At 67.0% G+C, this 13,615-nt stretch carries 11 protein-coding genes; 7 read left to right on the top strand and 4 right to left on the bottom strand.

Annotated features, from left to right (window positions below):
- The first annotated feature begins 486 nt into the window (after positions 1–486).
- Positions 487–933, top strand: a complete 447-nt coding sequence (locus tag NA10_RS10205) for a hypothetical protein (protein WP_067566512.1) — start codon at positions 487–489, stop codon at positions 931–933.
- A gap of 1,083 nt (positions 934–2,016) precedes the next feature.
- Here NA10_RS10205 and NA10_RS10200 read toward each other — a convergent pair.
- From NA10_RS10200 to pgm, 3 genes are all read right to left on the bottom strand, one after another.
- Positions 2,017–2,757 (bottom strand): DsbA family protein, encoded by a 741-nt coding sequence (locus NA10_RS10200; RefSeq protein WP_067566592.1) that lies wholly within the window; start codon positions 2,755–2,757, stop codon positions 2,017–2,019.
- A 69-nt stretch (positions 2,758–2,826) separates the two neighbouring features.
- Positions 2,827–4,035, bottom strand: a complete 1,209-nt coding sequence (locus NA10_RS10195) for an MFS transporter (protein WP_067566509.1) — start codon at positions 4,033–4,035, stop codon at positions 2,827–2,829.
- Positions 4,025–5,665: a phosphoglucomutase (alpha-D-glucose-1,6-bisphosphate-dependent) gene (gene pgm / locus NA10_RS10190; protein ID WP_067566507.1), complete on the bottom strand. Its 1,641-nt coding sequence runs from the start codon at positions 5,663–5,665 to the stop codon at positions 4,025–4,027. The genes NA10_RS10195 and pgm overlap by 11 nt, the downstream gene beginning before the upstream one ends.
- Before the next feature lie 505 nt (positions 5,666–6,170).
- Between pgm and NA10_RS10185 the strand changes: the two genes are divergently transcribed.
- On the top strand, positions 6,171–7,343 hold the full coding sequence (locus NA10_RS10185) for a lipase family protein (protein WP_084514485.1): 1,173 nt from the start codon (positions 6,171–6,173) through the stop codon (positions 7,341–7,343).
- Positions 7,344–7,544: 201 nt separating this feature from the next.
- On the opposite strand, the gene NA10_RS10180 is transcribed toward NA10_RS10185, so the two are convergent.
- Positions 7,545–9,059, bottom strand: a complete 1,515-nt coding sequence (locus NA10_RS10180; RefSeq protein WP_067566505.1) for an MFS transporter — start codon at positions 9,057–9,059, stop codon at positions 7,545–7,547.
- Positions 9,060–9,177: 118 nt separating this feature from the next.
- On the opposite strand from NA10_RS10180, the gene NA10_RS10175 reads away from it, so the two are divergent.
- From NA10_RS10175 to NA10_RS10155, 5 genes are all read left to right on the top strand, one after another.
- The gene (locus NA10_RS10175; RefSeq protein ID WP_067566503.1) at positions 9,178–9,852 is read left to right on the top strand and encodes a TetR/AcrR family transcriptional regulator; all 675 of its coding nucleotides are present in this window, start codon (positions 9,178–9,180) and stop codon (positions 9,850–9,852) included.
- A gap of 33 nt (positions 9,853–9,885) precedes the next feature.
- The gene (locus NA10_RS10170; protein ID WP_067566500.1) at positions 9,886–11,184 is read left to right on the top strand and encodes a D-arabinono-1,4-lactone oxidase; all 1,299 of its coding nucleotides are present in this window, start codon (positions 9,886–9,888) and stop codon (positions 11,182–11,184) included.
- A 111-nt stretch (positions 11,185–11,295) separates the two neighbouring features.
- Positions 11,296–11,487 (top strand): hypothetical protein, encoded by a 192-nt coding sequence (locus NA10_RS10165; protein WP_157556339.1) that lies wholly within the window; start codon positions 11,296–11,298, stop codon positions 11,485–11,487.
- Positions 11,488–11,498: 11 nt separating this feature from the next.
- Positions 11,499–11,828 carry a hypothetical protein gene (locus NA10_RS10160; RefSeq protein ID WP_067566494.1) on the top strand — a complete coding sequence of 110 codons (330 nt, stop codon included), beginning with the start codon at positions 11,499–11,501 and terminating at the stop codon, positions 11,826–11,828.
- Positions 11,829–11,925: 97 nt separating this feature from the next.
- Positions 11,926–13,485, top strand: coding sequence for a BCCT family transporter (locus tag NA10_RS10155; protein ID WP_067566492.1), 1,560 nt, complete (start codon positions 11,926–11,928; stop codon positions 13,483–13,485).
- Positions 13,486–13,615: the final 130 nt, after the last annotated feature.

Here is a 13,615-nt window from a genome sequence, read left to right as displayed (position 1 = left end):
AGCCCGCATCGGATGCACCCGGCGATAGCAGCGGCAATGCGAGCTGCTGCTGAGCTGGCTGCTCCGGGTTCGCCGGAGGCGTTGCGGGCGGCGGCGCGGCTGGCCGATTCGGGTTCGCCGGAGGCGCTCCAGGCGGCGGCGCGAGAGGCTGATCCGACCTCACCCGAGGCGCTCCAGGCGGCGGCGCGAGAGGCTGATCCGACCTCACCCGAGGCGCTCCAAGCGGCGGCGCCGAGGATTGGGCTTGACCGTCCGGTGATGGCAGCACCGATCGTGATTCCAGCGGCCCGCACCGGGGCCGGAGAGGCTGATCCGACCTCGCCTGAGGTGGCGCGGGAGGCAGCGGGGGTGGAGGTGGCGGGGGCGCATCCGGCTGGGTCGGGGCGGCGGCAGGTGGGAAAACGGGATGTGCCGCATTTGTTTTCGTCGGCTCCGCCGCGGGAGGTACGGGCGTTCGATGGGCTCTGCCGGTTTCCGGGGTGCACCATGCCCGCGGCGGAAACGCTGGTGGCGCAGTTCGATCCGCTGCGGTCGCGGCGTGCGCCGCAGCACAGTGCGGGTCCGCGAGCGGTGTTGTGCTCGCACCATCACCGGCTCAAGGCGCTCGCCGACAGCGGTAAGCAGCCGTGGCGGGTGTACCTGGCCGATACCGATCGCATGCGGTGGATCGATCCCACCGGTGAACCCCATGAAACCGTTCGCGAAGGGGCTCGATATCTCTTCCCCGACACCGATATCGACGCACCGACCCGCCTCACCCGGCATCTGCACCGGATCCCGGAGGAGCCGCTGGAGCTACCGATTCCGCTGCGGCCCTTCACGGCCGATATCGCCTACCCGGTCGACACCCACGTCCTACTGCATCCCCAGCTAGCCCGCACCACCCCCGAGAACGACATCCCCACCATCCCGGCCCGCCCCGCACCGCGGTGAGCGCGACCGCCCGCCGGGTTCGGCCACCCGCCGAACCTTCCCGCCGACGAAGCAGAACCCGTAACCCTCAGCACCGCAACACATCTCACCACCGACTATCCCCTCGTGCGCATGCGGCAGAGCCCTCGAGCCTCCTACCCGCCCGCCCCTAGCCACGGGACCGTGCTGCCAGCTCGGTTCCCTGCCCGGGGCGCGGCTCTCCTGGTCGCTCGATGGGCCGCGCCCCACCAATTCCTCGCACCCACAACCACGGAGCCGCGGCTGGCGCGCGACTCCCACCGGGGGTGCGGCCCGCAATCACCCCCGAGCGGCCGCACCCCACCCCATCCAGAGGGCAAGCGACGCACAAGCACCCACCGCCACCAGTACGGGGTGTCGGCCAGACCGGGCAGCGCCCTGTGGGCGTTCGGGCCCGAATGTGGGCCCGCACCTTATACCCGTCATGCTGCCGCCGGTACCCAGCGTCGTCGACCCCGCCGCCACCACCATGACCGGCAAAACTTCACCCTCGCCCTGGTCTTCCACCGGCGGCCGCGATGCCGGATGCACAGCCGCATGCGCAAAGCCCGCAGCGTCCCGGCAGCACCCACGCGACACTCGAGAACGTCCCGGACATGGCTCGACCGTCGCACCATCGGTCGCCGCCCCGCACAGTCCGACTGCGACCCGACCCGCGCAGTCCGACCACGAGCCACCTGCCCGCAGTCCGACGAGCCACCCGCGCACAATCCGACGAGCCATCCCCGCACAATCCGACGAGCCACCCGCGCACAATCCGACGAGCCACCCGCGCACAATCCGACGAGCCACCCCCACACAATCCGACCACGAGCCACCCGCCAGCTCAGCCGCCCGGGGACACCCAAGCCTGGCCCCGCACGAAACCCGGCTCGATTCCGCGGCCGTGGCGGCCTCGATCGGGACGATGCTCCGCAGCAACTACGGGATCACCGATGTCGAGAATGGGCACTGCCCGTGTCTATGCCCGCGCGGGCGGGCGCGATCTACGACTCGGTTCAGGGATGTGCATGTAATCGCGCGGGTAAACGACGAGAGGCCCCTGCGTGAGTACATGCACGTGGGTTATTTGGCGGCGGACTGGACCCAGTCGTCCTTGTTGACGTCGATTTTGCCGCCGTTCAGGAAGACCGAGGGGGTGGCTACGCGGTTGCCGGAGTTGGCGGTGAGGGCCGTCATGGCGGATTCGGCGTGATTGCGGGCCGAATCGAGCCGGTCGCCGGTGGTAATGCATTTCAGGGTGTCGCCCGCAGCCCCGGACTCCTTGGCGATGGCGGCGAGGTCCTGATTGTTGTGGTCGGAGCCGCCCTCGGCGGGCTGCTTCGTGGTGAAGAGCAGCGAGTGGAATTTGGCGTAGACGGGTCCGTCGCCGGCCTGGGCCACGCATTCGTTGGCCGCGATGGCGCGGGTGGAGTAGTCCTTGGAGCCGGACTTGGAGTCCAGGAAATTGACGAGCCGATACCGGACGGCGAGTTTGCCCTCGTCGACCTGCTGGGCGATCTCCTGGCCGTACAGCTTCTCCAACTGCCCGCAGGCGGGGCAGAGCGGGTCTTCATAGACGTCAATGGTTCTGGCGACATCGGGCTTGCCCAGGACGATCGCGCCATCGGAGTCCATGGCCACCGAGACGCCCGGATCATGCGATGGCCCGTAGCCGTCGTTGCGGATCGAATCGCTGCCGCCCCTACTCCACTGGGAGACGGCGAAGATGATCAACGCGACCACCACCACGGCCACCGCCGCCAATGCGTAGGTGGTCTTGCTCGATACCGGCCGCGGGGTGTGTTTCGAAGACGGTGCGCTCACCCGCAACACTCTGCACCACCCCCGGCGGGAAGGGCCAGGCGACCCCACGACCGGACCGCGACCGATCGCTCAGGCCCCGGCCACCACAGCGGGTTCCTTGCGCCGCAAGGTTTCCGGAACCACCAGCCACACCGCCGACGCGGAGGCCAGAATGACACCGGTGACACCGAGCGCCACACCGTAGGAGACCTGATCGGCGAGCATGCCGATCAGATACGGTCCCAGAAAGGTCCCCAGATCCGCGGACATCTGATATCCGGCCAGCACCGGCCCGCCGCGCACTCCCGGCCCGATCACATCGGCGACCGCCGCCTGCAACGCGGGCGAGAACATTCCCGAACCGATGCCCGCGATACACGAGGCCACCAGCAGCCACGGGAAGGTGGGGGCCAATCCCAGCCCGGTCGTCCCCACCGCGCAGATCAGTGTCCCGGCGATCAGGAACGGCTTGCGCCCCAGCCGATCCGACCAGCGCCCGGACAGGAACAGCACCGCGGCATTACCCGCCGCGAAGACCGTCAGCGCCACACCGGCCAGGCCCGCGTCCTTGTGCAGTACCTCGACCACGATCAGCGGCACCAGCGCCATCCGCACCCCGAACACCGCGGCGCCATTACCGAAATTGGCCCACAGCGCCGCCCGGTACGCGGGCCGCGCCAGCCCCTTCCGGAAGCTCATGACCGCGGTCCCATTGGCCGCCTCCGGCACCGCCAGCGGTGAATCCCGCAGCGCCACATACACGATCAGACTCGCGATGAGCAGCGCGACGCAGTAGATGACGAAGGGCGCGCGCAACCCCAGGAAGGACAGCGCCCCACCCACCAGCGGCCCGCTGATGGATCCGATCAGGAAGCTGGTCGAATACACCCCGGACACCCGTCCGCGCTCGAGCGGCGGCGAGATCCGAATCACCAGCGCCAGTGACGACACCGTGAACATCGTCGACCCGATACCGCCGAGCGACCGCAATATCAGCAACTGCCAATAACTCTGGGCGAAGGCGCACGCACCCGTGGAGATGGCGACGATGATCAAACCGGTCAGATATACGGGCCGTTCGCCGAGCTGCTGCACCATGCGCCCGCCGAGCGGCGCGAAGATCAACCGCATCAACGCGAACGCGCTCACGATGAACGAGGCCGCCGCCACGCCCACCCCGAAACTCCGGGCGAACTGCGGTAGCGCGGGTGCGACCAAACCGAATCCGATGGCGATGGTGAACGCGGCCCCCACCAGCACCCAGATCTCGACCGGCAGAGCCTTGGATCTACTCACCAGCCAGAGCCCGTCCCACCATCTCCTCCGCGGCCGCCTGCACCTGTGCCAGATGCTCGGGGCCCTCGAACGATTCCGCGTAGATCTTGTACTTGTCCTCGGTGCCCGACGGCCGTGCGGCGAACCAGGCGTTCTCGGTGGTGACCTTCACTCCGCCCAGCGCCGCGCCATTGCCGCGTGCCCTGGTCTGAATGCCGGTGATCGCCTCGCCGGCGATCTCTTTCGCGGTGATCATGTCCGGCGTCAACGCCGCCAGCTTGGCTTTCTGTTCCGCGGTGGCATTGGCGTCGACCCGGTTGTAGGCCGGACTGCCGTACCGCTTCTCCAATTCGGTGTAGCGGGTGGACGGACTCTGCCCGGTGACGGCGGTGATCTCCGCGGCCAGCAGGGCGAGCAGAATACCGTCCTTGTCGGTGGTCCAGACGGTGCCGTCCATGCGCAGGAAGGATGCGCCCGCGCTCTCCTCACCGCCGAAAGCCAGACTGCCGCTGAACAATCCGGGCACGAACCATTTGAAGCCGACCGGCACCTCGTACACGTCGCGACCGAGCACGCCGACCACGCGATCGATCATGGACGAGGTCACCACCGTCTTGCCGATCTTGGTGAGCGCGTCCCAGCCCATCCGATTCGCGATCAGGTATTCGATCGCCACCGCCAGGTAGTGATTCGGATTCATCAGGCCCGCATCTGGGGTCACGATGCCGTGCCGATCGGCATCGGCGTCGTTCCCGGTGGAGATGTCGTAATCGTCGCGAATCGCGACCAGTGAGGCCATGGCGTACCGCGACGACGGATCCATCCGGATCTTGCCGTCACTGTCCAGGGTCATGAAGCGCCAGGTCGGATCGACGAACGGATTCACCACCTCGAGTTCGAGGTCGTAGCGCTGCCCGATCTCCTCCCAGTAGTCCACGCTCGCGCCGCCCATCGGGTCCGCGCCCAGCCGAATCCCCGCGCCGCGAATGGCGTCCAGGTTCAGCACATTGGGTAGGTCACCGATATACCGGTCGAGATAGTCGTAGCGTTCGACCTTGTTCGCCAGCGCATTCGCCAGACTGGTGCGCCGCACCTCGGCGAGCCCACCGCGCAGCAGCTCATTGGCGCGCGCGGCGATCGCGTCGGTGGCGACCGTATCGGCCGGACCACCGTGCGGCGGATTGTATTTGAAGCCGCCGTCACGCGGCGGATTGTGCGAGGGCGTCACCACGATGCCGTCGGCCTGATGCCGCGTCCCGCCGCGATTGTGCCGCAGCACCGCATGGCTCAGCGCCGGCGTGGGGGTGTATCTGTCCCGCGAATCGATAATGGCCGTCACATCATTGGCGGCGAGCACCTCGAGCGCGGTGGTCCACGCGGGCTCGGACAAAGCGTGCGTATCGCGCGCCAGATAGATCGGTCCGGTAATGCCGCGGGTGGCGCGATACTCCACGATGGCCTGGGTGATGGCCAGAATGTGCGATTCGTTGAAGGCATTGTCCAGACTCGAGCCGCGATGCCCCGAGGTGCCGAAGGACACCAACTGCGCCGGATCCGCGGGATCGGGAATCCGGCTGTAGTAGGCCGTCACCAGGTGCGCGATGTCCTCGAGGTCCGTGGCGCGCGCCGGTCGCCCGGCTCGGTCGTGCGCCATGCTCGCACCTCCCTTCCGTATCGCCTGTGCCCGGCTGGTCATCAGGATCACGGGGACACCGTCACGACGTTCGCCACCGCATAGCTGTAAGCGTCCTCCTCAGTCCATCGAACCGCAGTCCCGCCGAACCTACTGAATGTGGTCAGCACGAGTGTGCCCAGAGGAACGACACTAGCGAATCGATGCGGCACCGCGCGATCCCATGGTTGCCGGGCCGCCCGCACCTCACTCATCGCCTGCCCCCAATCGTCGCCATGCCGCCACTTCGCTCCCCCGAGTTCGCAGGGCGCGGAAGGTGTCCGGCCCATTCGAGCAAGTCTACGAACTTTCGCCGCGCGACGGTGCCTGCCACCACCCTCCTGTCCAGTTTGCTAAATCATTGCCCTCCGGCGTGTTGCTGAGCCTTAACAGGACCCGGGAACTGCGAGGATAGTGCGGCTTGCCCGGTGTTGTCCCATCGGCCTCGAGGAGAGCCAAGTTGGCGGTGCGGCAGTTGATCAGAAGCATGCTGGTCCGGAGCTGCGGTCTCGCCGCAGTGGTGATCGCCGTCATGGCGGGAGCGCCGGCGGCACATGCGGGGGCGGTGTATCCCATCGCCGACCCCGACGGGTTCTACTACGCCCCAGGAAATCTCGGTGACTCCGCGCCCGGGGACATTCTGCGCTCGCGCATGATGCCTTCCCCGTGGCCCGGATCCACGGTCTGGCAGTTGCTCTTCCACTCGACCGATTCAAGGGGCGGCCCCATCGCCGCGATGACCACGCTCATCATGCCCGGCGGGCCGGGTCCGAAACCGCTTGTCTCCTATCAGCCCTTCGTGAATTCCCTTGGGCTGCAATGCGCTCCGTCGCACGCGCTGTTCGACGGCGGGCTCAAGGAGTCCGCGGCGCTGAACCTGCTGCTAGCCAGGGGCTGGGCGGTCGCGGTCCCCGACCACCTGGGCCCGGACAGTGCGTACGGGGCAGCGCGCATGGGCGGCCAGATCACCCTCGACGGTATTCGCGCCGTCGAACGATTCGCCCCCGCGGGACTGGGGAATTCCCCGGTCGGGCTGGTCGGATACTCCGGCGGGGCGATGGCGACGGGCTTCGCGGGAGCGCTGGCCGCGGACTACGCGCCCGAACTGAACATCGTCGGCATCGCGCAGGGCGGGGTGCCGGTGAATCCGGGCAAGATCGCCATCCAGGTCGGCGACGTCCCGCATCCGCTCTTCGGGCTGGGTTTCGCGGTGGCCATCGGGATGGAGCGCGAATATCCCGGCGAACTCCCGCTCGACCGCGCATTGACCCCCGCGGGCTTCGCACTGCGCGACCGCATCGCGAATTCCTGTGTGGACGACATTATTTCGGCCGGAGCCGGTCACACCATCAGCGAGGTCTTCCATCGCGGTATGGAGAACGATCCGGCGCTCATCGCGGCCTTCCACGCCAACGCCCTGGAGATCTTCCCCGGCGTTCCCCGCGTCCCGGTCTACGAATGGCACGGCGGCAGTGATCAGGTGCCCCTGGATCTGGCGATGGCGACCGCCGGTCGCTACTGCGCCGCCGGAACCCCGGTGCTATTCGACATCATTCCGGGCGCGGATCACGGTACGGCCATCCTGCCCGGCGCGATCAACGCCTACGGCTATCTCGCGGACCGTTTCGCCGGACGTCCGGCACCGTCCAACTGCCACTAGGGATTTCACCCCGGGTAAGAGATGACAGCAGCCCCGCTCACCGACGTGAGCGGGGCTGTGGCGTGGAGGGCGGGTGGGCCGGCCCCCGCATGGATCATCGCGGCTGGACCCCGCCGGGCGCAGCCCGCCCGACCACGGGAAGCGGCCCCGCTCACGTCGTTGTGAGCGGGGCCGCTTCTTCCCGATTCGCGGTAGCGAATCTCAGTGCGCCAGAACGGGTTCGCCCTCCGACGGCACCGGGACATTGTTCGGCATGATGATGCCGGTGATCACCGCGCCGACCACGAAGATCGCGGCGGCCCACCAGAAGGTGGTGGTGTAGCTCTGCACCGCGGCCTCGGCGAGCACGGCCGGTGACGGCACGGGACCCGAAACATGGTCGGAGACATAGTTTCCGAACGCGGTGGCGGCGAGCGTGCTCAGCAACGCGGTGCCGATGGAACCACCGACCTGCTGGCTGGTGTTCACCATGGCCGAGGCCACGCCGGCGTCCTCATGCTCGACCCCGGAGGTCGCGCCGATGAACGCGGTCGACATGGCGGTACCGAGGCCAATGCCCATCAGGATGAGGCTGGGCAGGATGTGGCTGGCGTACGCGGTGTCCACGCCGATCCGGGTCAGCAGCGCCATACCCAGTGCGGCGAGCAGGAATCCGGCCACGACCGTCACCTTCGGACCGACCTTGGGCACCAGCAGCGACGGCACCGTGGTCGAGGAGGCGACCATGCCCGCCACCATCGGCAGGAAGGCCACGCCGGTGATGATCGGCGAGTATCCCAGCGACTGCTGCATGTAGTAGGTCAGGAACAGGAACATGGCGAACATGCCGATACCGATGGCGAAGACCGTCATATAGGACGCGCCGCGGGTGCGGTCCAGGATCACGCGCAGCGGCAGCAGCGGATTTCTGACCCGCCGTTCCAGCGCGAAGAACACGCCCAGCAGCACCACGCCGCCGATCAGGAAGCTCAGGGTGGCCGAGTTGGTCCAGCCGTCGCTCTCGGCCTTGGAGAAGCCGTAGACGATGGAGAACAGCGCGGCGGTGACCGCGACCGTGCCCGGGATATCCAGCTTGGGCCGGACGGTGGCGGTGTGCTTGGCCAGCAGCAGGATCGCGCCGACCAGTGCGATGGCCGCGAAGACCAGGTTCACGTACATGACCCAGCGCCACGACGCCCATTCGGTGAGCGCGCCGCCGAGCAGCAGGCCCAGCGCGCCGCCGGCACCGGCGACGGCGCCGAAGATGCCGAACGCCTTGGCGCGTTCCTTGGGTTCGGTGAAGGTCACCGTGAGCAGCGACAGTGCGGCGGGCGCGAGCAGTGCGCCGAAGACGCCTTGGGCCACGCGAGCGCCGACCAGGATCTCGAAGCTGGGGGCGGCGCCGCCGACCGCGGAGGCGGCCGCGAAGCCGATCAGGCCGATGATGAAGGTGGTGCGGCGACCGAACAGGTCCGAGAGCCGTCCGCCGAGCAGCAGCAGGCTGCCGAACGCGAGTGCGTATCCGGTGACCACCCATTGCCGGTCACCATTGGAGAAGCCGAGGTCGAGCTGGGCTTCGGGCAGTGCGATATTCACGACGGTCGCATCGAGCACGACCATCAGCTGGGCCACGCCGAGTACGGCGAGCACCCACCAGCGCATGGCATGGGAGCCGCGGCGACCGTCTGCGGTCGTCGGCGCGGCTACTGCCTTCTCTTTCTCGAGAGCTGTCGTCATTGGCGGTTTCCTCGTCCCCTAGGATTACCGGAGAAGCCATCTCCGTTTACTGATCCAAGCTACCATCTAAACGGAGCTATCCCCTCCGGATAATCCCGGACCCTGTTAGGATTGGGCTGTGAATCACGTCACCACCGCACCCCCACCGCGTCGCCTGCGGGCCGATGCGGCGCGCAATCAGCAGCGCATTATTGCCGCCGCGCGCGAACTCTTCGCCGATCGCGGCCTCGAGGTCACCCTCGATGACGTGGCCGAACGCGCCGGCGTCGGCGTGGGAACCGTCTACCGCCGGTTCGCCAATAAACAAGAGCTCATTCTCGAGGTCTTCGACGCCATGGTCACCGAACTGGCCGCGGCGGTGGAGCTGGCACTGCACCATCCGGATCCCTGGCAGGGCCTGGTGGATTTGTTCGACTACTCCTGCCGGCATATGGCACTCAACCGCGGCTTCGGCGAAGTCGTGCTGGAGATGCACGACAGTATGGACCGCTTCACCTGCATGAAGGAACGGGTGCGCCCGGGTATGCAGGCGGTGATCCGCCGCGCCAAGGAGTCCGGCGCGCTGCAGCCCGATATCGAGGCGGGCGACTTCTTCGCCATGGTGAATATGGTCGACGCCGTCGCGGGCTTCGCCCGGCCGGTCAATACCGAAGTGTGGCAACGGTATATGGCGCTGGTGCTGAACGGCGTGCGCGGCGACGGCGTCCCGCGCATCATCTCCGGCCAGCCTCCGCTCACCGATGACGAGGTGGACATGGCCAAAGAGGCCATGTGCAACAGCCGGAAACGGTAGCGCGTCCCACACTCGCGGTTTAAAGTTGGTCGCATGACCAATTCTTGGGCGAACTGGGCCGGAGATCAGAGCTGCACTCCGGCGGTTATCGCCGCCCCGAACACGCCCGAGGAATTGGCCGCGGTACTCGCGAGCGCCGAGTCCGCCGGGCATACGGTGCGCGTCGCCGGATCGGGTCACTCCTTCACCGAGACCGTGCTCACCGACGGCACGCTGGTGCGCTTGAACAAGCTCGACAAGATCCTCTCGGTGGACCGCGAACGGGGCCTGGTGCGCGCGGAGGCGGGCATCACCCTCAATGCCGCCAGCAACACGCTGCACCCGCTCGGCCTGGCCTTCCCCAATCTCGGCGATATCGATGTGCAGTCGATCGCGGGCGCGACCGCCACCGGCACCCACGGCACCGGGGCCACCCTGCAAAACCTCTCGGCCGCACTGCAATCGGTGGAGCTCATGCTGGCCGACGGCAGCCGAGTCGAGCTCAATGAGCAGACCGATCCGGACGGCTGGCGCGCGGCGCGGGTGAATGTGGGCGCGCTCGGCGTGGTCACCGCGGTCACCCTGCAGATGGTGCCGTCGTTCGTGCTCGAGGGCGTCGAGCGACCGGTGCCGGTGGAAGACGTACTCGCCGACCTGGATACATTCGTCGACGGCAATGAGCATTTCGAGTTCTATATGTTCGCGCACTCACCGCTGGCCATGACCAAGGCCAACAACACCGTCGAGCTACCCGAGCAGCCGCGCGGCAAGGCCATGGACTGGTTCTCCGACATCCTGGTCACCAACTACGCCTTCGACGCGCTCTGCAAACTCACCCGCGCCCGGCCCAGCCTGATTCCGTATGTGCAGCGCGCCGCCGCCTACGCGGGCAGTTATCGCCGACAGGTCGAGCGGTCCTATCGCGTTTTCGCCAGCCCGCGCCTTTTCCGCTTCACCGAGATGGAGTACGCGATTCCGCGCGCGCATTCCGCCGATGCCATTCGCGAGATCAAGGATGTGGCAAAGCACTTCAATACGGCCATGCCGATCGAAGTGCGCTGGGTCGCGCCCGATGACGCGTTCCTGTCCCCCGCCGGCGGCCGCGACACCTGCTATATCGCGGTGCACCAGTACAGGGGGATGGAGTACGAGCCGTACTTCCGCGCCTGTGAGCGGGTGTTCGATCGCTACAACGGCCGTCCACACTGGGGTAAGCGGCATTTTCTGAGCGCGGAGACGCTGAGCGAGCGGTACCCGGAATGGGAGAAGTTCGCCGAGGTGCGTAAGCGTTTCGACCCGCAGGGCCGATTCACCAACGCCTATATCGAGCGGGTACTCGGCCCGATCGGATGAAATAGCACTATGATCGGTTGCTGAAAGATCGCTGCATTTGTCAGAACTGCTCGTCGGAGTGTCCCGGATGCGCGCCCGACCCCGGGCGTGACCACGCGCGAGGAGGTTTCGATGTCTTCTTTCAGTGACAATGTCGATGACGCGACCGATAATGCCAAGGCCGCTGCCGAGGACGCCACGGACAAGGCCGAGGGTATGGCGGAACACATGGAAGACCGCCTCAAGCACGCGACCGACGACGTCAAGGAGAAGGTCGGCGGATTCGTCGACAAAATGAAGGAACGACTCGGCGGCTCGAAGTAGGGCAGCCGATCATGCCGACAAATGACAATATCGGCGACAGCGCCGAGAAAGCCGCCGCCGATATCGCCGGTGGCGCCGGAGAATTCGCCGACAAGGCACAGGCGGCCGCCGGACAGCTCGCCGAACGGGCGAGCGGTGCGGCCGCGGAGCTCGCGGACCGCGCCAGCAGCGCCGCCGCCGACCTCGCCGATATGGCGAAGGCATTCGCCGACAAGCTCAACACCGATGACATGCAGGGCACGCTGGAACAGGTGCGAGCCAATCTCGAACACGCCGCCCAGGATGTGATGGCGGCGGTCAATGAGATCGTCGAAGCCGTCAAGAACAAGGTCGGAAAGTAGTACCCGCAACCCCGATGCCGAGCCGCCGCGCTCGGCATCGGGGTTGCGTCGCAACGGAGTTCGGACCGCCGGCCAGACCGTACAGAGGACATCTCCCGTGAGCGCACCGAGCAAAGCCTCCGCCGATCCCGCACCGATTCACCACCGCGTGGCGATCGCGCCCCGGGTGTTCTGGCCCGCGGCGATCGTGGTGACCGCATTCACCCTCTACGCCATCGTGTTTCGCGATCTGGCCGCCCGGCAGGCGACAGCCTTGCAGGACAATGTGATCGGTACCTTCGGCTGGTACTACATCGTCATCGTGACGCTGTTCGTGGTCTTCGCCGTCTGGCTGGGACTGGGCCGCTTCGGCGACATCAATCTCGGCGAGGACGGTGAGAAGGCCGAATACTCCATGGGCGCTTGGCTTTCCATGCTGTTCGCGGCAGGTATGGGGATCGGCCTGGTGTTCTGGGGTGTGGCCGAACCGCTCTTCCACTACGACGATCCGCGCCCCGGGGTCGGCAGCACCGACGCGCAGCGCGCCGACGCCGCCATGGTGCAGACCTTCCTGCACTGGGGAATCCACCCGTGGGCGATCTACGTGGTGGTGGGGCTGGCCATCGCGTACTCGATCCACCGCAAGGGGCGGCCGGTGTCGATCCGCTGGTCACTGGAATCGCTGATGGGCGAGCGCATTCGGGGCTGGCGCGGGGATGTCATCGATATCGTGGCGGTGATCGGCACGGTCTTCGGTGTGGCCACTTCGCTGGGCCTGGGCATTCTGCAGATCTCGGCCGGGCTGAATTTCCAAGGCTGGCTGCATGAACCGGGCAAGGGCTTGCAGGTGGTGCTCATCATCGTGGTCACCGCGCTGGCGACCATCTCGGTGGTGACCGGGGTCGACAAGGGCATCAAACTGCTGTCCCAGGCGAATATGGGGGTGGCCGGGGTGCTGCTGCTGTATGTGCTGGTGGCCGGGCCGACGCTGTTCATCGTCAATGACCTGATCCAGAACATCGGCTCCTATCTTCAGCAGCTGCCCAAGATCAGCCTCTACACCGGTGCGACCGAGGGCCCGACCGGTACCGCGTGGACGCAGCAGTGGACGGTGTTCTACTGGGGCTGGTGGATTTCCTGGGCCCCGTTCGTCGGCGTCTTCATCGCCAGGATTTCGCGCGGTCGCACGGTCCGCGAATTCGTCGCCGGTGTGCTGCTGGTGCCGACCCTGCTGACCTTCGTCTGGTTCGCGGTGTTCGGCGGGGCGGCGATGCATCGCCAAATGTTCGGCGGCGGTGACCTGGTCGGGCCGGAGGGGCCGGATCGCGATAGCGCGCTGTTCGCCATGCTGGACACCCTCCCCGGCGGCAGCATTACCGCGGGCCTGGCGATCCTGGTGATCGTGCTGTTCTTCATCACCTCCGCCGATTCCGGTGCGCTGGTGGTGAATATGCTCTCCTCCGGCGGAAATCCGGAGCCGCCCAAATGGAGTCGCGCCTTCTGGACCTGCATGCAGGGCGCGGTCGCCATCGCGCTGCTGGTGGCCAGCGGTACCGGCACCGCCGCCCTGACCACGCTGCAGACCGTCGCCATCCTGATCGCTCTGCCGTTCAGCGTGGTCATGCTGGCCATGTGCTGGGCGCTGGTGCGCACCTTCCAGGCCGAGGGCCGCGGCTGAGCGCTGGGCCGCACCACCGACTCGGAGTGCTCCGGCCGACACCGCGGCCGCCGGTGTGAGCACTGTCAAGTGCGGTGTGCCGTGTTCAAAACACGCCGCACCCTGGCCCTACACTGCGATGCTAAAAGAT

Source organism: Nocardia acidivorans NBRC 108247 (assembly GCF_001625085.1).
Taxonomy (GTDB): domain Bacteria; phylum Actinomycetota; class Actinomycetes; order Mycobacteriales; family Mycobacteriaceae; genus Nocardia; species Nocardia acidivorans.
Note: the sequence above shows the minus strand (reverse complement) of the source record. Positions and strands in the feature narration are given on the sequence as shown.

Excerpts from the sequence above, each read along its gene's own strand:
- NA10_RS10185 (WP_084514485.1), top strand. The coding sequence starts at position 6,171 with ATGCTGGTCCGGAGCTGCGGTCTCGCCGCAGTGGTGATCGCCGTCATG.
- pgm (WP_067566507.1), bottom strand. The coding sequence starts at position 5,665 with ATGGCGCACGACCGAGCCGGGCGACCGGCGCGCGCCACGGACCTCGAG.
- NA10_RS10160 (WP_067566494.1), top strand. The coding sequence starts at position 11,499 with ATGCCGACAAATGACAATATCGGCGACAGCGCCGAGAAAGCCGCCGCC.
- NA10_RS10165 (WP_157556339.1), top strand. The coding sequence starts at position 11,296 with ATGTCTTCTTTCAGTGACAATGTCGATGACGCGACCGATAATGCCAAG.
- NA10_RS10170 (WP_067566500.1), top strand. The coding sequence starts at position 9,886 with ATGACCAATTCTTGGGCGAACTGGGCCGGAGATCAGAGCTGCACTCCG.
- NA10_RS10180 (WP_067566505.1), bottom strand. The coding sequence starts at position 9,059 with ATGACGACAGCTCTCGAGAAAGAGAAGGCAGTAGCCGCGCCGACGACC.
- NA10_RS10205 (WP_067566512.1), top strand. The coding sequence starts at position 487 with ATGCCCGCGGCGGAAACGCTGGTGGCGCAGTTCGATCCGCTGCGGTCG.